General features: G+C 63.6%; 23 protein-coding genes and 2 pseudogenes. 6 read left to right on the top strand and 19 right to left on the bottom strand.

Annotated elements, in window-relative coordinates:
- A pseudogene (locus tag B4383_RS18290) lies at nt 1-418 on the top strand (hypothetical protein); the annotation flags it as partial.
- Here the strand turns inward: B4383_RS18290 and B4383_RS18285 are convergent.
- The 5 genes from B4383_RS18285 to B4383_RS26735 all read right to left on the bottom strand — a co-directional run bounded on the left by B4383_RS18285 (nt 415) and on the right by B4383_RS26735 (nt 3,248).
- Nucleotides 415-711 carry a hypothetical protein gene (locus B4383_RS18285; RefSeq protein ID WP_078292516.1) on the bottom strand — a complete coding sequence of 99 codons (297 nt, stop codon included), beginning with the start codon at nt 709-711 and terminating at the stop codon, nt 415-417. The pseudogene B4383_RS18290 and the gene B4383_RS18285 sit on opposite strands and share 4 nt — an antisense overlap.
- A 147-nt stretch (nt 712-858) precedes the next feature.
- Complete coding sequence (locus tag B4383_RS18280) at nt 859-1,611, bottom strand: ETEC_3214 domain-containing protein (protein ID WP_078292514.1); 753 nt, start codon at nt 1,609-1,611, stop codon at nt 859-861.
- Complete coding sequence (locus B4383_RS18275) at nt 1,608-2,150, bottom strand: hypothetical protein (RefSeq protein WP_078292513.1); 543 nt, start codon at nt 2,148-2,150, stop codon at nt 1,608-1,610. Before B4383_RS18275 ends, B4383_RS18280 begins: the two co-directional genes overlap by 4 nt.
- Nucleotides 2,147-2,995 (bottom strand): TIGR02391 family protein, encoded by an 849-nt coding sequence (locus B4383_RS18270; RefSeq protein WP_078292512.1) that lies wholly within the window; start codon nt 2,993-2,995, stop codon nt 2,147-2,149. Before B4383_RS18270 ends, B4383_RS18275 begins: the two co-directional genes overlap by 4 nt.
- An 85-nt stretch (nt 2,996-3,080) precedes the next feature.
- Nucleotides 3,081-3,248 carry a hypothetical protein gene (locus tag B4383_RS26735; RefSeq protein WP_176138410.1) on the bottom strand — a complete coding sequence of 56 codons (168 nt, stop codon included), beginning with the start codon at nt 3,246-3,248 and terminating at the stop codon, nt 3,081-3,083.
- 252 nt (nt 3,249-3,500) lie between these two features.
- Here B4383_RS26735 and B4383_RS27455 point away from each other — a divergent pair.
- Both B4383_RS27455 and B4383_RS18265 read left to right on the top strand, forming a co-directional pair.
- Nucleotides 3,501-3,680, top strand: a pseudogene (locus tag B4383_RS27455) (DUF2510 domain-containing protein); the annotation flags it as partial.
- Nucleotides 3,681-3,719: 39 nt separating this feature from the next.
- Nucleotides 3,720-4,217 carry an Ltp family lipoprotein gene (locus tag B4383_RS18265; protein ID WP_286154542.1) on the top strand — a complete coding sequence of 166 codons (498 nt, stop codon included), beginning with the start codon at nt 3,720-3,722 and terminating at the stop codon, nt 4,215-4,217.
- A 902-nt stretch (nt 4,218-5,119) separates the two neighbouring features.
- On the opposite strand, the gene B4383_RS18260 is transcribed toward B4383_RS18265, so the two are convergent.
- The 6 genes from B4383_RS18260 to B4383_RS26925 form a co-directional block, all read right to left on the bottom strand.
- Nucleotides 5,120-5,671 (bottom strand): GNAT family N-acetyltransferase, encoded by a 552-nt coding sequence (locus B4383_RS18260; RefSeq protein ID WP_078292492.1) that lies wholly within the window; start codon nt 5,669-5,671, stop codon nt 5,120-5,122.
- A gap of 3 nt (nt 5,672-5,674) precedes the next feature.
- On the bottom strand, nt 5,675-5,944 hold the full coding sequence (locus B4383_RS18255; RefSeq protein WP_078292491.1) for a DUF1778 domain-containing protein: 270 nt from the start codon (nt 5,942-5,944) through the stop codon (nt 5,675-5,677).
- Between the two features lie 417 nt (nt 5,945-6,361).
- Nucleotides 6,362-8,647, bottom strand: a complete 2,286-nt coding sequence (locus B4383_RS18250; RefSeq protein ID WP_286150666.1) for a DEAD/DEAH box helicase — start codon at nt 8,645-8,647, stop codon at nt 6,362-6,364.
- A 101-nt stretch (nt 8,648-8,748) separates the two neighbouring features.
- The gene (locus B4383_RS27200) at nt 8,749-9,114 is read right to left on the bottom strand and encodes a hypothetical protein (RefSeq protein ID WP_286150665.1); all 366 of its coding nucleotides are present in this window, start codon (nt 9,112-9,114) and stop codon (nt 8,749-8,751) included.
- Nucleotides 9,111-9,326: a hypothetical protein gene (locus B4383_RS27195; protein WP_286150664.1), complete on the bottom strand. Its 216-nt coding sequence runs from the start codon at nt 9,324-9,326 to the stop codon at nt 9,111-9,113. The genes B4383_RS27200 and B4383_RS27195 overlap by 4 nt, the downstream gene beginning before the upstream one ends.
- Before the next feature lie 12 nt (nt 9,327-9,338).
- Nucleotides 9,339-9,878, bottom strand: a complete 540-nt coding sequence (locus B4383_RS26925) for a helix-turn-helix domain-containing protein (protein WP_078292489.1) — start codon at nt 9,876-9,878, stop codon at nt 9,339-9,341.
- A 374-nt stretch (nt 9,879-10,252) separates the two neighbouring features.
- Between B4383_RS26925 and B4383_RS26725 the strand changes: the two genes are divergently transcribed.
- Nucleotides 10,253-10,420: a hypothetical protein gene (locus B4383_RS26725; RefSeq protein WP_176138406.1), complete on the top strand. Its 168-nt coding sequence runs from the start codon at nt 10,253-10,255 to the stop codon at nt 10,418-10,420.
- A gap of 242 nt (nt 10,421-10,662) precedes the next feature.
- Here B4383_RS26725 and B4383_RS18230 read toward each other — a convergent pair whose 3' ends face one another.
- Nucleotides 10,663-10,971 (bottom strand): helix-turn-helix transcriptional regulator, encoded by a 309-nt coding sequence (locus B4383_RS18230; RefSeq protein WP_078292487.1) that lies wholly within the window; start codon nt 10,969-10,971, stop codon nt 10,663-10,665.
- A complete protein-coding gene (locus tag B4383_RS18225; RefSeq protein WP_078292486.1) occupies nt 10,968-11,378 on the bottom strand; it encodes a type II toxin-antitoxin system RelE/ParE family toxin in 411 nt (136 codons plus the stop codon). The genes B4383_RS18230 and B4383_RS18225 overlap by 4 nt, the downstream gene beginning before the upstream one ends.
- A 645-nt stretch (nt 11,379-12,023) precedes the next feature.
- Between B4383_RS18225 and B4383_RS18220 the strand changes: the two genes are divergently transcribed.
- Nucleotides 12,024-13,472 carry a hypothetical protein gene (locus tag B4383_RS18220; protein ID WP_139360865.1) on the top strand — a complete coding sequence of 483 codons (1,449 nt, stop codon included), beginning with the start codon at nt 12,024-12,026 and terminating at the stop codon, nt 13,470-13,472.
- Between the two features lie 3 nt (nt 13,473-13,475).
- On the opposite strand, the gene B4383_RS18215 is transcribed toward B4383_RS18220, so the two are convergent.
- From B4383_RS18215 to B4383_RS18195, 5 genes are all read right to left on the bottom strand, one after another.
- The gene (locus tag B4383_RS18215) at nt 13,476-14,561 is read right to left on the bottom strand and encodes a hypothetical protein (protein ID WP_078292485.1); all 1,086 of its coding nucleotides are present in this window, start codon (nt 14,559-14,561) and stop codon (nt 13,476-13,478) included.
- A gap of 232 nt (nt 14,562-14,793) precedes the next feature.
- Nucleotides 14,794-15,255, bottom strand: coding sequence for a hypothetical protein (locus tag B4383_RS18210; protein ID WP_078292484.1), 462 nt, complete (start codon nt 15,253-15,255; stop codon nt 14,794-14,796).
- Nucleotides 15,236-16,918: an NAD-binding protein gene (locus B4383_RS18205; protein ID WP_078292483.1), complete on the bottom strand. Its 1,683-nt coding sequence runs from the start codon at nt 16,916-16,918 to the stop codon at nt 15,236-15,238. Before B4383_RS18205 ends, B4383_RS18210 begins: the two co-directional genes overlap by 20 nt.
- Nucleotides 16,919-17,045: 127 nt before the next feature.
- A complete protein-coding gene (locus B4383_RS18200) occupies nt 17,046-17,384 on the bottom strand; it encodes a P-II family nitrogen regulator (protein WP_078292482.1) in 339 nt (112 codons plus the stop codon).
- A 5-nt stretch (nt 17,385-17,389) separates the two neighbouring features.
- Nucleotides 17,390-18,805, bottom strand: coding sequence for an ammonium transporter (locus tag B4383_RS18195; RefSeq protein ID WP_176138408.1), 1,416 nt, complete (start codon nt 18,803-18,805; stop codon nt 17,390-17,392).
- Between the two features lie 277 nt (nt 18,806-19,082).
- Here B4383_RS18195 and B4383_RS18190 point away from each other — a divergent pair, with 277 nt between their 5' ends.
- Complete coding sequence (locus B4383_RS18190) at nt 19,083-21,257, top strand: glutamine synthetase III (RefSeq protein ID WP_078292480.1); 2,175 nt, start codon at nt 19,083-19,085, stop codon at nt 21,255-21,257.
- On the opposite strand, the gene B4383_RS18185 is transcribed toward B4383_RS18190, so the two are convergent.
- Nucleotides 21,245-21,427 (bottom strand): hypothetical protein, encoded by a 183-nt coding sequence (locus tag B4383_RS18185; RefSeq protein WP_078292479.1) that lies wholly within the window; start codon nt 21,425-21,427, stop codon nt 21,245-21,247. The genes B4383_RS18190 and B4383_RS18185 overlap by 13 nt on opposite strands.
- Nucleotides 21,428-21,638: the final 211 nt, after the last annotated feature.

Genomic DNA, 21,638 nt, shown 5'->3' with positions numbered 1-21,638 from the left:
GGGCATTGACGCGTTCAAGTGGAGCTTCAACGCGAGTGTCTGTGACAATCCTGAGGTCAAGATCAACATGGACCGGGCTTTCATGCTGGAGTTCATCAACGACAACCGGAACAAACCCTGGCTCAAGCGTCGCGAGCTCGAGGAGTTGGATTCCGATCCCAGCGTCCTGGACATGATCAAGGCGATTCAGCCCCTCATGGGTCCGCTTCAGGAAAAACTGGACAACGTCATGTATCCGAACGTTGCCGAGGACGCCGCAACCGTCCGCGAGCTGATCGGCCGATTCCAGGGAAGGCGCGGTATGTACTTGCTGCAAACCGGTCCTGGCTTCACCCGCCGTCAGTTGGCTCCGTCCCAAACACCTCTCGCACCGCGGGTGCTGCACTTCGCCGACACGTGTGGGGCGAGCGCTGTCTAGTCTAGGCGCACCCCGAACCGCGCCGGGCGGGCGAAGGGCAACCGCCTATGCCCGGCCGCGGCGCGGTGCCCCGGCGAGTCTCCTTCGTAAGTTGCGCGCCGGGGTGCCGCGACCACCACCGCGCGAGCCGCCACACGTTGAACGGCCAGGCGGCCCACGGGTCGAGCGTGGGCCGCGCTCGTCGCGCAGCGGGCCGTCGGGGCGGCAAGAACCGTCACGCCGTCGACCGGATCGACCCCTACCCCCAGAATGTTGGTGGGGGAGGTGAGGTGACTTCCGCCCGCGGTAGTCATGACTTTTTTATTGCGCGGCCGAAAAATTCGGCGGCCGCGGCCCGAGGTGGCCGATCGACGGGTGTCGGCCGGGTGCAGCGGGCCGTGTGTGGTTGCGCCGCAACCAATCTGGGCGGCCCGGCGGGTGCAACAATGCGCGCACTGTCCTCACTTCCGGCGTTCGCGTACCGCTAGCTTCACGTGGTCGTGGTGTGGGCCGTGCAGCCACCGTTCCCGCATGTCGTTGGGATTGCCCTCGGGGGACATGACGGTGAGCGTGTTGGCGGTGATCCCGGCGGTGTCCGGCGGCGTGCCGTAGCTGCCAAGGCCGTCGCCGGTGAAGGTGCCCGTTCCGTACGGTTCGCCGCCGCTGAAGGTGCCGCAGCCGACCGGGTTGAAGGCGAGCCAGTAGGGCTGCCCGCCACCGGCGGTGTTCCCGTAGTCGTAGTACCGGACGAAGGTGGCGTCTCGTGCGCCGATCTGCAACGACTCATGTTCCGACGGTGGTGCGTCCGCGAAAGTGCTCACGCCGAGGCGAATGGGCAGGTTTCCGAGGGTTGTCGGTCCGATGTCGTAGTACATGTCGGGGTCGGTGATGGTGATGGAGAACCAGCGCACTGCACCGGCGACCGGGTGCACGATGACCCACGCGCCGGGGAGGCGGTAGACGCGTTCCTCGCGGTCGTCGGGATGGGTGATGAACTGCGGCACCCCGAGCTTCGATTCGACGAACGTCATGGAGCTGGTGCAGCACAGTTGGTCGAGGATGTCGGACTGTGCGCGACGGCGACCTATCGTGCGGTTCCACCACCGGCGCACCACGAACGCGGCACCCCATGCTGCACCAATCAAACCGGCCGCAGAACCACCTATGCCGAGCCCTGTCGACACCGAATCCCACAGGCTGACTTGATCACTCACGGCGCACCGCCCGACTCGATGGCCAGATTCACCGACGCAATCGGCTTAGACACGTGAGTGCGACCGCCACTCAACACGGTGGCAACGATCTGCTGCGGTGTGCCTTCGATGCGGTCCGCGCCTGACTTCAGGTTGGTCGCCCCGTTCAGATACATGAAGAAGATCTCCTCGGCACCCGCAGGTATGTCGCATGGCACCTCCGGTGAGCCGATTTGTTCGCCGAGCACGTTGAAGGATGTGCCGCTGGGGTCGGCGCGGATAGCCCACCCGGCGACATGGAACGGTGCCCGCCCAGCGTTGACGACCTTGACACCGACGATCAGCGGGCCGGGTGACAGTTGTTTGGCGGTGCTCACCAATGACTTACGGATGTCGCGGGTGGCGTCGTTGGTGACCATGCCGCCCGGTGTGAGCATGCCGATCACGGGGGTGAGTTTCGGCCGCGCGCCCTGCATGAGGAACGTGTAGATCTGCCACGTCAGCGATGACGCGGCCAGACCGAACCCGAGCACGCCGAGGACGAACGCCGCGATGGTCACGGCGTTCCCGCCGACGGGTCGAGTGCTTCGATGAGGTCGCATTCGTCGACCCACCGCGCCAACAGGCTGAGAACCGATAGGCGTTCGACGGCCTCCTGTTGGGTCATCTCGCCCGGTCCGTGGGTGGCGGGATTGCGGATCGTCAGTTGCGCGCCCGGCGCGAACCGACGTAGTCCGTCGTTCATCGACACCACGGTTCGGTCGGTTTGGTCGCCCGGCCACCGAAGACGCGGTCTGCCCGGCTCGGGGTCCTTCTCGGAGAACGCCTGATTCCACCGCGTCGTGTCGTCGAGTTCCGGCCCACCGGTGCGCGCCTTCACCAACTGCACAACGCCATCCGCGGCGGCCGACACCGCCTGCCGGTAGTGGCCGTCACGCCACAGACGGGCGGCCTGACCCCACACTGCCGGGTGCATCTGCGCGACGTCGACCGTCGGCGGCAACTCGACTTCGGCGCGTGCGGCCATGTCTTCTAGCGATCCGATCATCTGGTCGCAGGCGTCGATAATGTTGGCCGGTTCGAGCAGGGGCTTGGGCTGGGTGACTGTGTTCCATGCGGCAACCGGGTCGACGGCACCGTTGAATCCTCGGACGCCGAACAGAACGCCGGTCAGTGACGGCGCACGGCGTGCACGTCCGGCCGCGGTCGATACGCGGGCGCGCCGGGTTTCCAGTTCGGCTTCGTCGACACCGTCGAGCGGCATGACGGCGGGCAGCATCCCGATGCCAGGCCCTCTATAGGTCGGTGTGTGCAGCTCGAGGAACGACACGAACGCGGCGCGGAACTCCGCGACATACCCGGCGAGGTCGCGGAGGTAGGTGGGGTTGCGGTCGGCATCCGCCATGACCACCGACGCTACTTGCGGCCGCGCCGATTGCGGTTCCGCGACATGCCGGTGCACCGTTCGCCGGAAGCGAACCACCGCGGGTTCATCGGCTGTCGCGCAGCGCGACGACTTCGGCCTCAAGCTGCTTGATCGCCCGATAGATGGCGGTGGTCAACCCGATGTCGACGTACTTTCGGGCCGCTTCCCACACTTCGGCCGTTATGGGTAGATCGTCGGGCCGGTCCTCATGGAACGGGTGCTGTGTGCTCATCGCACGATGGTCTCGCAAGGTACCGACATGCAGGCCGCCTGCGAATCGCTGTCGTACCCCTACGCGTACCCCAACCACGCCAATTTCGGGCCGATCCGCGGGTGTCCGTCCGTGTAACCAAATTGCGCTGAGCTGCGAAGACCGGTCACGGGTGGGTACCCGCTAACACCGTTCGGCTACCTGGGGGTCAAGTGGTCGCAGGTTCAAATCCTGTCAGCCCGACCGAGAGAAGTATTTTCTGACCTGGGGTAAATGTTAACCAGTTCCTCAACCATGTGGTTATGCTGTCCCTCGCCTGTGGTTGAGCAGCAAAGCAAGAGGGGGGACTTTATGAGGGCGCCAACAGCGGGTTGGTATCCCGATCCATCTGATCCGAGCCGCCAACGGTATTTCGACGGCAAAGCGTGGACTGAGAACTACGCCCCATTTGGCCCACCGACACAAGCCGCTGGCCAAGCCGCGAAGCCGGGCATGTCCAGAGGAGCGAAGATCGCCCTCGGAGTAGGAGCGGCGATATTGGCGTTGATCGTCCTCGGTTCCATCGGCAACAGCGACAAGAAGACCTCGTCCTCGTCGTCCTCGTCGTCCAACTCCGGCACCACGTCCAGGACTTTGGCTGTCGCCCCAACGACAACAGAACCCCCGCCCCCCGCTAAGCCCCGCTTCACCCCCGCCCAGGACAACGCAATCGCGAAAGCCGAGAGCTACCTGGGATACACCGCGTTCTCCAAGCAAGGGTTGATCAAGCAACTGGAGTTCGACGATTTCAGTACGGCAGACGGCACCTTCGCGGTCGAACACATCGAGGCCAATGGGGGTGTGGACTGGAATGAGCAGGCAGTCAAGAAGGCCAAGAGCTACCTGGATTACACCTCGTTCTCCCTTTCGGCCTTGGTCAACCAACTGGAGTTTGACGGTTTCACCCCGGATCAGGCTCAGTACGGTGCCAACACGGCATACGGAGGCTGAACGAAGGCAATCAGCGCCTTGCCCTCTTTGGTCGCTCGCCATTGCTCGTCGGTAATGGCGACCGAGCGTGCTGCCTGGGTCAGCTGGTCCTCTAACCGCAGGTACTCCGACCACGCATCGCCGAGGCAGGCGAGCGAGGCCCACAGTTCGGCACTGTCCGATCCAGGTCCGACGGCGCTTACCGTTCATCGGTGCGGCGATCAGATTGCCCACCCCACGCCCGGTGCGCACGTCCTGGGATGGGAACAAGCGGTCATAGCTACTCAGATGCATGCTGCCACGCAGCCGAAATGCCTCACTCAGCAGACTTGTAGCGACGTTGCGGGCGACCGAAGCCGAGATCGCATGAGCGAAGAAGATCCACACGTGAGCTCCGCGCCCCGATTGTGATACCTCCAACGCAGCCGGAATCCCAGACGAGCGAGCCGCTTTCATGTACGCGAGCGCGTCGAGCATCGCGGCTTCCTTGTCGAAATCGGCCGCGACCCACCAGCAAGTGTCGTCATCGCCGAGTGGGTACAGGCCGATGTGCGCCTCGCCCCGCAGATGGGCATCAACGACCTCTAGGGTCAGCGGCAGGTAGGGTGCGTCGGCCCGATTCATCCCCTTACGCCAGTAGCCCTTGATCGCCGGCGTCCAACCCGATCGGCCATCTCGCCGGTTCTCCCAGCGCAGCGCGTAAACATCGGTGCGACAACGGAACAGGTCGAAGAAGAACCGGACCTTATCAGCAGAGCTGGAACCCATCGTGACCGGTGAGGCCGGCGCTCCTGTCAGTGTCGCCTGGTCACTGGCAGCTGCACGTGCCTGTTCTTCATTCAGCCGAAGAAGGTGACGCAAACGCGCGTTGTCGGCACGCAGCGTGTCCAACTCCCCAGGGAAACCCTCGACCCCGCTAACGGTCAACTCCTTTGTCCAGCACATTCTTCGGCGGAACGGTTCACCCCCCGCCAGCGCTCGCCGAGCGCTTTCGCAGCGGTGGACACTTTCATGACCAGACGACGCTCCCGGTTGCGGACGGGAACGAAGTCGTAGTGCTCGTAGAAGGATTGTGCCTCGTCGTCTACGGCATCAACGACGATGAGCCGGCCGCCGCCGATTTCCGACGCGGCGACGGCCTTGCCTAGCGCGTCAAGGAGCAGCTGCTCGCCATAACCCTGACCCCGCAGCGGCGCGTCGATCGCCAGGCGAGCAATCAAGTATCCGGGTATGCGGGTATAGCCGCCGGCCATGGATCCCGAGACGCCGTCGTCGTTGCGCACTACTTCGGTGGGGCAGATGGCGAAATAGGCGTTGACTTTCTGTTCGCCGAGCGGGGTCCACACGTAGACGTGGGCGACCCCGCTGCTGTCCGCGCGACGGGCATGGGCGAGGAGCCAGGTATTCAGCGACGCCTTACCGCAGTCGAATTCTTCCAGCGTGTGTGCATCTGCGAGTCTCGCGGACTCGAACATTGTTCAGTGCCGTGTGAAGACCGCTGGTTTGCGTGCGGCTGCCGCCAGCCGCGGCGCGTCGTCAGCAGCATCGAGCGAGGACATCAGTTTGTCGAACTGTTCGGGCTCCATGGCCGTTACCAGCTCCTGACGCAGGATGTCCTCGGCCCGTTGCATTGCAGCTTTCCGGACGAACTCCGACGTCTGCTCATGGACAAGGTTGGCGGCGTGCTGGATACGGTCCAAGGTCGCTTGCTCCGCGCGAAGCTCGATGCGCTTCGTTTTGACTGCCACAGCGACACCTCCTTGTTCCTTTAGTCATCTCTGCTTGCAGCTGTCGATTACTTTATCGTACGGCGAATGTACGTACATGGCAAATGATGGTTGCGACCACCGCTGGGGACCACTCTGGGACCACACGTTATGCGCGATGCTGAACGACCTGCGCGTGCGTGAACGCTACACATCACGCAACAACGGCGGAAGACGCCGACGACCTGGGAAAGCGCGTTACCGCTACTTCCTGGGGGTCAAGTGGTCGCAGGTTCAAATCCTGTCAGCCCGACCAAGAGAAGTAGGCTTTGACCTGTGGTAATTGATCGACGAGTACCTTTACCGTGGTTCAGCTGAGAGCTGGCTGGGACCACAAATCTCGGCTTTCGGGCTCGCGATAGCGCACTTGTCCGATCGTCAAGTGGGATGGCCCGGGGTCTATCGGATCATCTTGCGCGGGTCGGGGAAGCCCATTTTCACGTAGCCGGGCGCTCGTTTCTTCAGCGATGAGGCGATGACGGGGGTGTGCGCGTCGTGGTAGTCGTGCACGGTTGCGGTGCTCTTCGAGGGGTAGGGGCGGGTGACGCGACCGACGTACTGCACGAGTCGGTTCTTGAAGGTGATCGGCGCGGCGAGAAAAAGGGTGTCGAGGGCGGGGCAATCGAAGCCTTCCCCGATGAACGAGCTGGTGCCGACGATCAGGAGCGGATCCGAAGTGGGCGTGTGGTTGGCAAGTTGGTCGGCGATCTGGCGGCGTTCACGAGCCTTCATGCCGCCACTGAGGACAGTGACGGTCTTTCCGGCGGCCTGAAGCCGGTCGGTGATGGCGTTGAGGTGCTCGACCCATGTGGTGAGCACCAGGATGTTGGCTCCGGTTTCGGAGGCGGTCAGGACGTCGGCGACGATCTGGTCGAGTCGCGCTTGATCGGCGACGAGGGCTCGATAGATTTCGGCCATGCCTCCTGGCACGTTGGGCTCGGCGTCGCCGCGGTATTGGAATTCGGTCGGGTGCAGGTGCAGAACGGGGTAGGGCGTCAGCAGGCCGGAACCGTCGACCGGGAGTTGTCCGGTGCTGGGCTGGCTGATGGCAACGTGGTGTGACCCGAGTTGGTGATAGATCAGGTCTTCGAGCCCGTCGCGGCGTTCCGGGGTGGCGGTCAGTCCGAGCCAGTACCGCGCGGCCATGCGGCTCAGGACGCCGAAGAACGCGCTGGCTGCGACGTGGTGGCATTCGTCCACGATGATGAAACCGTAGTTGGCGGTGATGTCTTCGACGTTGCCGCGGCGGGCAAGTGTTGGCAGTAGGGCGATATCGAGGACGCCCGTGGTCTTCGAACGCCCGCCGCCGATTTGACCACATGCGAAACTCAGGTGGCTGCTGATCCGGTCGCGCCATTGATCGGCCAGCGCTTTGCGATCGACGAGGACCAGGGTCGAGGTGGACCGCGATTCGATTGCTGCGCAGGCGATGACCGTCTTGCCGGCGCCCGGTGGTGCGATGAGGACACCGGCGTCCTGTGCGAGGAGTTGGTGCAGTGCGGTGGTCTGAACGGTGCGCAACGGCGTGCTGCAGATGAACTTGTGGGGTTGACCGGGGATGCGTTTATCGTCGATGTGTAGCGTGCTGTCGGCCGATTCCACGAGTTCTGTCAGCAGAGGATGAAGACCGCGGGGGAGTACGAGATCACCGTGGGCCGTTTCGTCGTAGCTGTAGAGGAACCGCGGTGTATCCCAGGTGCTGCGTCGGGCGCGTTGGCGCGCATCGAATTCCGGGTTGCGTATCGATGCGGCATGCTTGACGGCCGAGATCATCGCTGGGCCAAGATCGTTGGCGGTCAGGGTGAGTCGTGATGTGAACTCTGCGCGCACGATTGCCGCCGGCCGCGGGATGATGCGTGACGACGTCGGTAGCCGCAGACGCCGCACGTTGTGGCCGATCTGTGGGGCGGGGAGTTGGCGCGCCAACGCGGTCACGTCTTTGGTGGACAATCGGGCGATGCTTGACAGATACGCCCACTGATCCTCGTATGGCTCGAGGGTGGCGGGATCGAGGAAGACGGTGGTGCCGTGCTGACGGCGCTTACCGTTCAGCGGTGCGGCGATCAGATTGCCCACTCCACGCCCGGTATGCACGTCCTGGGACGGGAACAAGCGGTCATAGCTACTCAGCTGCATACTGCCACGCACGCGAAATGCCTCACCCAGCAGACTTGTAGCGACGCTGCGGGCGACCGATGCCGAGATCGCATGGGCGAAGAAGATCCAGACATGCGCTCCTCGCCCGGATTGTGACACCTCCAGGGCAGCCGGAATCCCATAGGAGCGGGCCGCTTTCATGTACGCGAGCGCGTCGAGCATCGCGGCTTCCTTGTCGAAGTCCGCGGCGACCCACCAGCAGGTGTCGTCATCGTTGAGCGGATACAGGCCGATATGTGCCTCGCCCCGCAGATGGGCATCAATGACCTCTGGGGTCAGCGGTAGGTAGGGGGCGTCGGCTCGATTCATGCCCTTACGCCAGTAGCCCTTGATCGCCGGCATCCAACCCGAGCGGCCATCTCGCCGGTTCTCCCAGCGCACCGCGTAAACATCAGTGCGACAACGGAACAACTCGAAGAAGAACCGGACCTTATCGGCGGAGCTGGAGCCCATCGTCACCGGTGAGGCCGGCGCTCCTGTCAGTGTCGCCTGGTCGCCAGCGGCTGCGCGAGCCTGTTCCTCGCTCAATTTGAGGAGACGACGCAAACGCACATTGTCGGTACGTAGCGTGTCCAACTCACCCGGGAAACTCTCGACTCCGCTAACGGTCAGCTCTCCTTGAGTATCTGTTACGTGGCGACCCGGATAAGTTCGACGGCCTCGATCATGGCGTAGCGTGCCGCGAGGTGGTCGAGGATCTCGTCGAGGGTCGACGGCGGTCGAACGAATCTGGTAGCCATTACAATGACCGCTTGGCGGGCGTTGTCGGGCGACACCGCCACGGTGTCAGCAGCGAACTGCGCAGGTGAGATCACCTTCACCGGTTGGGGGATCTGTTGCGGTGGAAAGTCTTTCAAGTTGCTCGTCACGGTCACATCCGCTCCACCAACCAGTGCAGCCGCCACCACGTGTTCGTCGTTGATGTCGGGCAGCCCGAACGTGCCTTCCAGGCTTTCCCAGTTCGCCACGATGGCGTCATCGAATGCCGCGCTCATTTGATCGACCAGGTGTTGTGTTGGGCCCGGTGCACTGCAGAAGCTGGCTCGTGGCCGCGACTTACGAGCTTCTGCGCTTCGTGATGGCTCAGTTCATCGAGAATTGCCGTCGACCACAGCGGCCGGTACAACCCCTCGATCGCCAGCGAGAGCAGAAAGTCGCGCTGCAGGCTGGGCCACAGCGCATAGGTGTCCAACATCGCGGCGAACATTCTCGGATGGCGTCAGCGCGTGGCCTTGGACCGGCGCCGTTCGCCGACGACTCGGCGCGCTTCGCGCAGCTGCTGGCGAACGACTTTCGGATCGTCGTCGGCGTCGATGTCGATGTCGACCGCTGTAGCCGCCAGCGCCTCGTACTGGCGAGTACGACGTTGCTCACGGTAGGTGAGAACGTCGTCGAGCAGCAGTCGGTGGCGATTGCCGATCCGCTCAGCCGGCAACGTCCGGTCGGTGATCAGGCGGACCACCGTTGGGCGGCTGACTCCCAACAGATCTGCCGCCTGTTGGGTCGTCAACTTCATCGTCTGAGGCGCAATGGTGACCGCCTTGCCGGCATGTAACGCAGCTACCACCTTGGTCAACGCTTGGTGCACTGAACGCGGCAACTCGATGCGGTCATGTTCACCGATCCCCACGAGGGCATAACCAGGCGAAGCCACCGTTCCTCGGAGTCGTTCATGGGTAGCGAGAAACCCGACGACCGAAGCAAGCTCGTCAGGATCCTCTGGGATAAAGGTGGCTGCCTCTGCGGCTTCGGCGCTCACGTCCGCTCCTAACTGAACTATCCGCAATGATTTTCGGAACATTCGAATACTACCGCGGAATGCGGAAACAGCGCCACAGCGCTTCGCTCCTAGCATCTCCCGATCCGGCGGCGCTGTGCCTTCTTCCGGGGACCAGTCGGGGACCACACGCTATGGGCGATGCTGAACGGTCTGCGCGTCCATGAACGTCACGCATCTCGCTGCCGGCGCGAGAATCACCGGCGACCGCGGGTGCGTGTGGCCCGAGCAGCAGCCCGCCCCCGTTACCGGGGTCTGGCTGCACATCGACATCGACGCCACCCTGGTCATCGACCACTCCGACAACAAGCAGAGAGCGGCCCCGACCTGGAAGAAAACTACTTTCGCGCGACCCCATGACTCATCCTTTGGTGCAGTTTTGTGTTGGCAAGGGGCGCTCATCGCAGGAGTGCCGCGCCGTCGCCGCTCAACTCGCCGCCGCCGCGCGCACGGGCTCGAACGAAGAGTGGCCAGCCCTATTCGGAACCACCGATGAACACTTGCGTTCACTGGAGATCGACTGACCCAGGCTGGGAAGGGTTCACCGCGACCTTGACCGTCCCCGAGGAGATCGACGTTCCGGGCGTGCGCCCATTAGGCCGGGCACGATGCACAAGGCTCGGGCGCAAAGAGCAACAGCTCAGCCTTGCCAATTACTTTGAGCAGCAGGAAAACCTGGATGCCGCTCGGTCAATGCGGCCCGGATGGCCGATCGAGTCGCGCTGACGAGCGTGTGGAGCCCAAGGCCGTGGGCCGTCGGCGGATGCTAGAGGCTCAGTAAGACGCGAGACCCGTCTGGGCGCTTCACCGCGACCTCCAGCTCGCCGCCGGTGGCCTCGACGTACTTGCGGAGGGTGTCGACGCGGCTGGTGCCCAGGTTGCCGTGCTCCATCTGGGAAACGCGGTTCTGTCCAACGCCGATGGCTGCTGCGAGGGAGGTCTGGGTGTAACCAGCGTCTTCACGCAGCTCGCGGAGGCGGTACTGCGCAACCTCGCGATCCATCTCGTCCTTGATTGTGTCGATGCGGGCACGGTTGCCCGGCCGGCGACGTCGAAGGTCATCAAGCGTGGTCATCGTTTCTTCCCCTTTCTTGTCTTCGGCTTGGCGGCTTTGGCCGCGTCAGCCTCCTTCAATAGCTTCTCTTGGTGTTCGGTGAACAGGCGATCGGCGATGGGGATGTTCGTCGAATACCACTTGGTCCAATTTCCTGCCTTGTCTCCGGCGGCCAGCATGATCGCCCGAGACTGGATGTCGAAGGCGAAGAGCACTCGTATGTGGGCTCCGCCTTTCGTGGCGCGTGGTCGAAGCTCCTTCATGTTCGGGTGCTCCGATCCTTCGAGGGTGTCCACGAATGGTCGGCGCGTGACGGGTCCGTGTTCCTCCAGTTGTTCAAGAGCCGCAATCACGTTGTCGTATTCCTCGTCATCGAGGGTGTCGATCCACGCTTCGATGAGGGTCAGATCGACCTCCCATTTCCGCACAATGGGATACTATCAGCTTTAACTGATATCAGCTAGAGATGATTCCCAGGGGCCGTCGGGGGAGGTTGCGCTGGGACCACTTAGGGACCACACGTTATGCGCGATGCCGAGCGACCCGCACGTCCATGAACGTCGCCCCTCGCGTCCCAGTAGCGAAGACCGCCGGTGACCTGCGCAGATGCACTACCACTACTTCCTGGGGGTCAAGTGGTCGCAGGTTCAAATCCTGTCAGCCCGACAACAAAATCCCTTCTGACCTAGGTCGGAGGGGATTTTCGTGTCCCAATTGCTTCTCTGTGGGGGACCAACTCGTCGACCATAGGTGCGAGGCTCCGCTTGACCGATTATCGGGGTCATCACCTTGCCCAACGGCACCATGTCTTACCGGGGTGAAGAGCGAAGGCAGGAAAAGCCGACGGTAAGCGGCGGCGGCAGAAGCGCTGGTCACCAAATCGGCGCGTACAACTCTGCGTGTGGTGAACGGTCACGCGACGTCCAGGCATACCAGGGGGCCACAGCCTGGAGGAGGAACTCGTGAAGTCTGGACGTGGCAGGTGGGTCGGCAACCGCGCAGTCATCATGATGCGTCTCCGAATGCAGCGTCGGCAGCACCTCGGGATTGGTGGTGCGGATAGTCTCGGACGGGTGTCCGCCCGTCCGTTTCTTCGCGGTGGCCTCGCCGGAGTGCTGCTCGGGTCGGGTATCGGGATCGCGGCTTTTAGCACCCTGGCCTGGCTGCTGATCGCCATTCCCCTGGTCGTGGCCGGTATCGCCGTCGCGATCCGCCCGCCGGAGCGGGGGTTGGGCCTGGGTCTCGTTGACGTCCCGTTCCGGGCAACGGCGATTGATCGGAGCGCCGATCCGCTCGGTGGTGACGACGAAGCTGTGCTCATCGGGACCGTCGCACCGAGGGGGGACCTGGCGCGGGAGGTGACGCTGCGCCTGCCGATGTCGGACGAGCAGGTGCGTCGCATGGCGTTGGGTGAAGAGGTCAGTCTTGCTGCCCGCGACGTGCCCGCACCCGGAAACACGGTCACACCTAGTTTTTCCGGTCGGCCTCCGGCGCGGGCAGCGCTCTCGGGAGCTGTCGCCCTGGCTGTCGCACTCGCAGTGTTGATCGCTGTCCCGTCGCGCGTGTTCGCGTTGTCGCTGCCCCGGTCGGTCGCCACCGCGGTGCCGTCGGTCGGTGAGCGTCAGGACGATTCCACGGCCGTCGACCTGTGGGAAACCGCGCTCGCTCACGTCCGCAGCGTCGACCCCGAGGCGTTGTCGACGCTACTGCTCGTGTCGTCCGACATCGGAGGCTGGACCGTCGACGCGCACCGCGGGGGTGACCGCTACATCCATCACCGCTACACGAAGACGTTCGGTATGAGCGATCCGGAGGTCGACACCCGCAACGACGCGCGCAGCAGAAACATATTCACCGACCGGGATTTCGCCGCTCTCGATATTCGCGACGTCGCAACGCGGGCCTCGGCGATGTTTCCGACCGGCACCGGTGAGGTGCGATCAATCGTGCTGCGGCGGCTCGATGCCGACGCGGGACGTGAGCTGCGCCTTCGGCTGACCATGGCGAGCGGTGTCGTCGTCGAGGTGCTGCCGGACGGCACCGTCGCGCCGTGGTGGGATGTCACCGACGTCGCTGAAACGATGCGGAGGGTGCCGGAAGTGCTTGCCGCACAGTGGCCTCCGGGTGCAGAAGCGATGCTCAGCAACTTCCGGTTCTACGCCTCCTCGACTCAGTACGGGAGTTTCGGCGTCGAGGCGAATATCGGCGATCAGAAACGCAAGATCGAAGTGTCTGCAGGCAAGTTCCCCGTCGAACGCAACGTCGGCGCCGCCGACTCCACGCCCACCCCATTCGTCCTCTACGACGTCGACCCGACGCGGCTGCGCGCCATACTCGACGACGCCGCCCGCCGGTCGGGTGTCGACGACGTCGACCGGCGGGAGCTGTCGGTGACGATCTTTCCGCGGTCGCGCCCGAATCCGTCGTGGCCGGTGGCGCGGGTGGCGTACGAGCACGCCGACTCCGACGCCAGCCTCCTCTACGAGTTGCGCACGGGTCAGTACCTCGGCCCGGCGAGCTGACGGTCAGGCCTCCAGCGCCCGACGGGCGGCGGCCTCGATCGCCACGGTGACCTGTGGCGGCGGGTGTACGACACCACGCTCCGACAGCCGGGCCACGATGTCCTGAACACGTCGCAGGTAAGCAGCCTTTTCGGCACCGTACGAGGCGCTCTCGGCATGGGCCAGCAGTTTGCCTGCGGTGGCTAGATCGTCACGTGTCGACGGTGGCAGATCATCGAGCGCGGCGGATTTACCGTCGGCTTCGCAGCGCGCCCACGTTCGGCGCAGGGTATCGACCGCGACACGGTAGCGGCCAGCCAATGCGGGGTCGCCGGGATAGGTGTCGGTGCGCAGCGCCTGAGCCTCGGCCAGTGCGATCTGGAAGTCCATCACCGGTTCGCGGGTCACGTCGGTGACGCCGGGGTAGCGCAGGAACAGCGACGGGTCCAGTTCGTAGCAGCCGTACGCGGCGAGCACCGAATCGTGGATCTGGCGGGCAACACCCCACAACCGCTCGTCGGCCGCCGGTGAGGCTGCAGTAGGGGATAGCGGCGGCTCGGTAGGTGACTTCACATCGGCGGGGGCGACGTCGTGCAGTGCCCGGATGATGATCTCGGTCACCGGGTCGGCCGCGTTTGCCGCCACCTCGACGGTCTGCACGGGAACCGATGGGCCGACGTCGCGAGGCCGAAACCCAATAGTGAGGTACTCCGAGCCCGCCACCTGATACATCCCGGCGCCGGGATGTATCAGGGTGCGGTCGGCCACGGTGCCACTGATCTCGACGGAGATGACCTCTGCCAGCGGGCGCACGAGATCCTGGTGACCGATGACCTCGTCACCGATCACCACATGGTCATCAATGATGCCCAACCGCACCGACGCCCGGTGGCTGGCGGCCGGTCCGAAGAACCGCAACACGAACGCCAGCGTGAGTGCGGCACCACCCGCAGCGATGATCGCTGTCGGTGCGGCATCGAGCAGCTTGAGAACGACCAGCAGGGTCGGCCCAAGCAAGACGAGACCGCCGACGATCGCCGTGCGGGCACGCATCATCGGATCGGTGTACTCGACACGCGCCGTGAGCGCGGCCAATCGTGTATCGGACACTGGCAGGCACCTCCGCGATACGAGTATGGCACCACCGGGAACTCGATTCCCCCTGTCTTCGTGCACGCATCCGCAACGACCGTTTCGTTGTGTCACGAGACGACCCTCGGGGGGAGTCGCTGCTGGCCCCGAGGGCATCCGTACCGCAGCGTGAGTTGCCGGCGTGGGAGCCCAAAAATCCCTTCTGACGGAGGGATTTTTAGCTTCTGAATCAATGCCAGTTCAAGCAGGGTCAGGCTGGGTGGTGGATGAGCAGTGGCAGTACCGTTCGGGCTCCGGCCTTTCGCAGGTGAGCGGCGGCGACGGTGATGGGCCATCGGGTAGGGGTCGAGTCTGTGACCAGTAGTACGCATCGGCCGGTGATCATGTCCCGGAGCGAGTTGTCGGTGCTGATTGCGTTACGCCAGTGGGTGGCTTCCTCTCCGCCGGATGAATTACGGCCAGGAGCCGTACCCGCGACCGCTGGCATCACTGCGTGGTGTAGGTGACCGACCGTGGCAATTCGGTCGGTCACCGGGCGCATTCCGGTCAGCTGTAGCGACACCGCGATCTCGGGGCGGGCGATCCATTCGTTGCGCCATCGGGCGAGAGTGGAAACCGCGGCCTGGGCCAGAGTCTCGATTGCTTCGGGCTCGCCGGTAGCCGCGGCCAGCCAAAACGCGGCGGTGGGATCGTCACACCAGATTGGCCGCACGCCCCATGCGGAGTGTCTCCAGCAGCTCGCGGTACGGTCCGACGACGTAGGCGGTATCCCCAGCCCCCAGCCGCGTGTCTCGACGCGGGTGCAGCCGGATTGGCGCACCGTTCCGGCTGATCGCTACAACCCTTGTCTGCGTCGATAGGTCGGCCATCCGCATACCGTCCAGCTCACTGCGGTCTTCCACGAAAACCCCGCCGACGGTGAAGGATTGTTGACAGACCGAGAACGTGCTCAGCACATGCAGTCCCATGGCGGCACCGATGAACCACGGCGCCGCGAGGTCGACGGTTGAGCGGACGTTACCGAACCCGAACCGCTGAGCCACCGCAGTGCTGAGATTGCGGTCGAAGATGCGCAGCACCACCGGGACGTCAGACCATCTGGCGCCCAACCGGTTCCGCAACACGATGCCGGTCTCGATATTGACCATATCGTCGTGGGTGAGCACCGCAACCGCCTGCGCCCCATCGATCTGCGCCGCATCCCATGTCTGCGGCAGGGTCGCGTCGCCGAATATGACTGGGATCCCCAGATTGGCGACAGTCGCCAGATACCTGTTGTTCTCGGACTGTTCGATCACGGCGACATCGTGCCCGGCGGCCTTCAGGTCCTGCGCCACCCGGATGCCGAATGACCCCAGGCCGACCACGATGACGTGGTTGGTGAGATTCCGGACCTTACGCCGTCCCGAATTCTGGGCGATGCGCTGCGACAGCAGCAGGTCCACGACGAACGCCATGACCACCGCCGTGGTCGCAATCCCGGCGAACATCAGGAAGATGCTGAACAACCGCAACCAGGTCGGCTGGTTGGCGAAGCTGAAGTCCCCGTAGCCCACAGTCGCGATTGTTTCGGTCGAAAAGTACAGCGCATCTACGTAACTCATTCCGGGCCGTTGATACGTGTACCGCAGTAGCACCGTGGCCCCGGCCAACAAGGCCATCGCAATCCCCAGGGCGCGGAAGAAAATTGGGTTCATATCCTCCCGGAAGGCACGGATGCCGAGCAGTAGCCGCGACACCCCAGAGCGCCGACCCCGGGAAGACGCCATGCCTGATGTCGGCGTAATTCCCTGGGCGGCGAGCCCGTCGACGGTTCCGATCATGGCTGTCCAGTCGCCGCGGCGCACCCGCAAATCCCGGCCAGGGCACGCCACCACCTGGCCGGGAGTGGACGAGCCGTGCCCGTGCACCACGGCAACCGGGGCCAGGTCGCCGTACAACTCGCGCAACGTACCGTCACGCGGCGCATCGGTGCCGGAAATGATGAAGTCCGTGCCGGCCGCCGTGATGGTGTGGGTCGTACGGCGCAGACAGGCCTCGACTACCGAAGGAGCCGCCAGATCGGCGACACCGAGCACCGCACCCGGCCCACCGTCCACCGCGACGGCCTCGCGAAGTACGTCATTGACCATACGGATAACCACACGCACTGCCGGGTTGAGTTGTCGGGCCAGCAGGGCGATTTCGAGGTTCTGGGCATCATCAGACCCGGCACACACGATCGCTGCGGCGCCTGCGATCTCCACCTCGCCTAAACCGCCGACGCTGTCCAACGCGGCGACGACGACACCAGCGGTCCAGAGTTCCTCCGCGATCCGGATCGCCAGCGCGTCTTTGCCAAAGACGATGGTATGTCTCTCCACCCTTGGTGACATTAGTGCGTAGAGACGGCCTTCACACGACGGACCGCACGACTATCCGTAATAGAGCGCTGCACGGGCGCCGAGTGGCCGGGGAACGAAACCAACTGAGCGCAAATATCATCCGGCGTTATGCGAACTGTTAGAGAGCGTCGGCGCCCTGTTCGCCGGTGCGCACCCGCACCACCGAGTCAACCGGGCTCACCCATACCTTGCCGTCGCCGATCTTGCCGGTGCGTGCGGCGGTCACGATGACCTCAACGACCTTGTCGACAGCATCATCGTCAACAAGGACCTCGATCTTGACCTTCGGTACGAAGTCGACCGAGTATTCGGCGCCGCGGTACACCTCGGTGTGGCCCTTCTGCCGGCCGTAGCCCTGCACCTCGCTGACCGTCATGCTGGGGTTACCGGTTTGTCCGAGTTGGGTCTTGATGTCCTCGAGCGTGAACGGTTTGACGATCGCCGTAACGAGTTTCATGTCCCTCATGCCTCTCTATTGGAGATGAGGGGGCGTCCCTCTGTCTGCGAGACTCCGAAATTCCCGATGACTGATCCGACGCCGAGTGCGACAAAGTCGTATGCGCCTTCTGCGTGTTGGGATTCGTCGGCTCCTGCCGCTTCTCCCTCGTCGCTAATGCGCAGGCCAATGGTGTACTTCACGATGACAGCAACGATAGCGGTGCCTATCGCCGAATAGAGCAGAACCGCCCCGGCGCCAGCGGCTTGACGCCATAGCTGCTCTAGTCCGCCGCCGTAGAACAGGCCGGCCACAGCCGCGCCGGTCTCGGGTGCGGCGAACAAACCGATGAGCAAGGTGCCGACGATACCGCCGACAAGGTGCACACCGACAACATCGAGCGAGTCATCAAATCCCAGCTTGTACTTCAGCCCGACGGCCAGCGCACACAAAATACCCGCGATGACGCCAATAGCAAGAGCACCAACAACATTCACCGACGAACACGACGGGGTGATCGCCACCAGACCGGCCACAATTCCCGAGGCCGCACCCAGCGAGGTCGCATGCCCATCGCGCACACGCTCGGTGAGCAGCCAGCCCAGCATCGCCGCGGCGGTAGCCACCGTGGTCGTGACAAACGTCGAGCCCGCCAAACCATTAGAGCTCGTTGCCGAACCGGCGTTAAACCCGTACCAGCCAAACCACAACAAACCCGCGCCGAGCATCACGAACGGCAGGTTATGCGGACGCATCGGGGTCCCGGGCCAGCCCTTGCGCTTACCCAGCATCAACGCCAACACCAAACCAGCCGTACCGGCATTGATATGCACCGCGGTACCACCAGCGAAATCGATTGCCTTGAGCTGGTTAGCGATCCAGCCACCCTTTTCCGCAGCCACGCCATCGAACGCGAAAACCCAATGCGCCACCGGGAAATACACCACCGTGACCCACAAACCCGCGAACAACAACCACGAACCAAACTTCAACCGATCAGCAACCGCACCGGAAATCAACGCCACCGTGATGATCGCGAACATCAACTGAAACGCCACAAACACTGTGGCCGGGATGGTTCCCACCAACGGGATATTGACCGCCGCGACCGCATCCACAGCATTAGCCGGATCAGCGGCCACCGCCTCAGCGCCATTGCCGCCGATCAAACCCTTGAGCCCAAAGAACTGCGCCGGATCACCGAACAAGCCCGACACGTCATTGCCGAACGCCAGCGAGTACCCGTAAAGCACCCACAGCACCGTCACCAAACCCATCGCACTGATGCTCATCATGATCATGTTGAGCACGTTCTTCGCGCGGACCATGCCGCCATAGAAAAAAGCCAGACCGGGCGTCATCAATAACACCAACGCGGCACTGGCCAGCATCCACGCAGTATCCCCAGTATTCGGGACACCCATTGTTGGGAAACCATCCACTAGCGGCATTCCTCCTTGGCGGCTCTGAAAGGTGCACGGCCTAAGAGCCGCGGCCAGAAGAATGCGCAGCAGATATGTCAAATGCAGCTCCCACATGTTGCGTCTGCGTGAAGTACTCGGCACGAGCCGAAAACGGCACGGCATGCGCGGAGGAAACCCACAGCCCGGCATTCTGCTGTTGATGTACGGGAAACATGCCGGTTATCGATTGTCCCTAACGTAGCCACGTTGGTCGCCCGCGAATCGGATGCGGGCACGTCACAGCGATAGGAAGTCAATGAGCGGAAATGCTGTCCGGCTGCAGGCGATCAATAATGTCGAGGCCTACGTGCCCCCGGCAATCAGCTTCGTGGTCGGTGAAGAGCCGGGTGAGGTGTTCGGCGCGAACGTCTTTAGCAAGGCCGTGATGCAACAGAGGCTTCCCAAGTCGGTCTACAAGTCCGTGACCGCCACGATCGAGCAGGGAGCCAAGCTGGACCCGGCCGTCGCCGATGCCGTCGCTTCGGCGATGAAGGACTGGGCACTTGAGAAGGGTGCGACGCACTATGCGCACGTCTTCTACCCGTTGACCGGTCTGACCGCGGAGAAGCACGACAGCTTCCTCGAACCCGTCAGCGACGGTGCGACCCTGGCCGAGTTCGCGGGCAAGACCCTGATCCAGGGCGAGCCGGATGCCTCCAGTTTTCCCAGCGGCGGCCTGCGCAACACCTTCGAGGCGCGGGGATACACCGGCTGGGATGTCACCAGCCCCGCGTACATCCTCGAAAACCCCAACGGCAACACCTTGTGCATCCCGACCGTGTTCGTGTCGATGACCGGTGAGGCTCTCGACCACAAGACCCCGCTGCTGCGCAGTCAGCAGGCGATGGGTGAGCACGCCGAGCGCATCCTGAAACTTTTCGGCCACAGCAGCTTTGATCACGTCGTGTCGTTCTGCGGTCCGGAGCAGGAGTACTTCCTGGTGGACCGTCACTTCTTCCTGGCTCGCCCCGACCTGATCAACGCCGGTCGCACGTTGTTCGGCGCCAAGCCGCCGAAGGGTCAGGAGTTCGACGACCACTACTTCGGCGCGGTGCCCGAGCGTGTCCTCGGTTTCATGATGGATACAGAGCGTGAACTGTTCAAACTTGGCATCCCGGCCAAGACCCGGCACAACGAGGTCGCGCCCGGCCAGTTCGAGATCGCCCCGATGTTCGAGCGCGCCAATATCGCCTCGGACCACCAGCAGCTGCTCATGACGACGTTCAAGACGATCGCCAAGAAGCACGGCATGGAGTGCTTGTTCCACGAGAAGCCCTTTGCCGGCGTCAACGGTTCGGGCAAACATGTCAACTTCTCGCTGGGGAACTCGCAGTTCGGCAGCCTGCTAGTGCCGGGCGACACACCGCACGAGAACGCACAGTTCCTGGTCTTCTGCGCTGCGGTGATCCGGGCCGTGCACAAATTTGGTGGGCTGCTACGGGTTTCAGTGGCTTCAGCCACCAACGATCACCGCCTCGGCGCGAACGAGGCCCCGCCGGCCATCATCTCGATCTTCCTCGGCGATCAGCTGGCCGATGTCTTCGAGCAGATCGCCAAGGGTGCGGCAACCTCGTCAAAAGGCAAGGGCAGCATGATTATCGGTGTCGACACGCTCCCGGTCCTGCCTACCGATCCGGGCGACCGCAACCGCACCAGCCCGTTCGCCTTCACCGGTAACCGCTTCGAGTTCCGCGCACCGGGATCGATGCAGACCGTGGCAGCGCCGATGGTCACGATCAACACGATCATGGCCGAATCGCTGGACTACATCGCCACCGTCCTGGAGAAGGAGGTCGCCGATGGCACAGACTTCGACGAGGCCGTTCAGCAGCTCCTCACCGACATCATCACCGAACACGGTGCGGTGGTATTCAACGGCGACGGCTACTCCGAAGAGTGGCAGACCGAGGCGGCCGTTCGCGGCCTGCCGAACCTGAAGACCACCTTGGACGCGCTGCCCGAGCTGATCAAGCCGGACGCCCTCGCGCTGTTCGACAAGTACAAGGTCTTCAACGACCGGGAGATGCACAGCCGTTACGAGATCGGTCTCGAGCAGTACGCACTGACCATTCACGTCGAGGCGAAGCTGTCGTTGGAGCTGGGTTTGACGGTGGTGCTCCCCGCGGCGGTGCGCTACCAGACCGAGATCGCCCAGAACGTCGCCGCACTGAAGGCCGCCGGAGTTGAACCCAGCACCACCTTGCTGGAGGACGTGTCTGCTCCCATCTCCGATCTGGTCAACGCGCTCGCCGACCTCAGAAAGGGGGTCGAGAGTGATTTCGCGACCACCGCGCTGGAGGAGGCAGAGCACGCCCAGAGCCTGCTGCCCGCGATGGATGCGGTGCGCGCCGCTGCCGACGTGCTCGAGGGGATAGTGGCCGACGACCTCTGGCCGCTGCCGACCTACCAGGAGATGCTCTACATCCTCTGAGACAAGGCGGCCACCGAAGACGGCCCCAGGATATCGGTGGACACCCTCGACGAGGGCTCCTTTTCGGGAAGAGCACGCTGACGCGCCAGCCAGTAATCGGTGGCGCGTACGCGGTCGGCGAGGTCGCCGTCGTGCGGATTGAGCGGGAGCAGGTCGAGACACTGGTACACCGCAACCCCTTGCGTATGCAGGAGTTTGGCCGCACGATCGAAGAAGAAGGGCCTACGTCCGCCGGGCCATCACCACTGGCGAGCTCGCTCAGAGCCACCACAACTCAGTCCAGCCGGGTCCCGGCCAACACGTGCGGTGCCCGCGCCAGCCACATATAGCCGTACATGCGATATCTAGCTACTTACGTGCAACGTAACATCCGTCACATGT

Origin of the sequence: Mycobacterium sp. D16R24 (genome assembly GCF_002013385.1) — a bacterium.
In the GTDB taxonomy this organism is placed as follows: domain Bacteria; phylum Actinomycetota; class Actinomycetes; order Mycobacteriales; family Mycobacteriaceae; genus Mycobacterium.
Note: the sequence above shows the minus strand (reverse complement) of the source record. Positions and strands in the feature narration are given on the sequence as shown.

Bases quoted from the DNA above. Each gene is read 5' to 3' on its own strand.
- B4383_RS18285 (WP_078292516.1), bottom strand. From the start codon at position 711: ATGACTACCGCGGGCGGAAGTCACCTCACCTCCCCCACCAACATTCTG.
- B4383_RS18270 (WP_078292512.1), bottom strand. From the start codon at position 2,995: ATGGCGGATGCCGACCGCAACCCCACCTACCTCCGCGACCTCGCCGGG.
- B4383_RS26735 (WP_176138410.1), bottom strand. From the start codon at position 3,248: ATGAGCACACAGCACCCGTTCCATGAGGACCGGCCCGACGATCTACCC.
- B4383_RS18265 (WP_286154542.1), top strand. From the start codon at position 3,720: ATGTCCAGAGGAGCGAAGATCGCCCTCGGAGTAGGAGCGGCGATATTG.
- B4383_RS18260 (WP_078292492.1), bottom strand. From the start codon at position 5,671: ATGTTCGAGTCCGCGAGACTCGCAGATGCACACACGCTGGAAGAATTC.
- B4383_RS27200 (WP_286150665.1), bottom strand. From the start codon at position 9,114: ATGAGCGCGGCATTCGATGACGCCATCGTGGCGAACTGGGAAAGCCTG.
- B4383_RS27195 (WP_286150664.1), bottom strand. From the start codon at position 9,326: ATGTTCGCCGCGATGTTGGACACCTATGCGCTGTGGCCCAGCCTGCAG.
- B4383_RS26725 (WP_176138406.1), top strand. From the start codon at position 10,253: ATGACTCATCCTTTGGTGCAGTTTTGTGTTGGCAAGGGGCGCTCATCG.
- B4383_RS18230 (WP_078292487.1), bottom strand. From the start codon at position 10,971: ATGACCACGCTTGATGACCTTCGACGTCGCCGGCCGGGCAACCGTGCC.
- B4383_RS18205 (WP_078292483.1), bottom strand. From the start codon at position 16,918: ATGTCACCAAGGGTGGAGAGACATACCATCGTCTTTGGCAAAGACGCG.
- B4383_RS18200 (WP_078292482.1), bottom strand. From the start codon at position 17,384: ATGAAACTCGTTACGGCGATCGTCAAACCGTTCACGCTCGAGGACATC.
- B4383_RS18190 (WP_078292480.1), top strand. From the start codon at position 19,083: ATGAGCGGAAATGCTGTCCGGCTGCAGGCGATCAATAATGTCGAGGCC.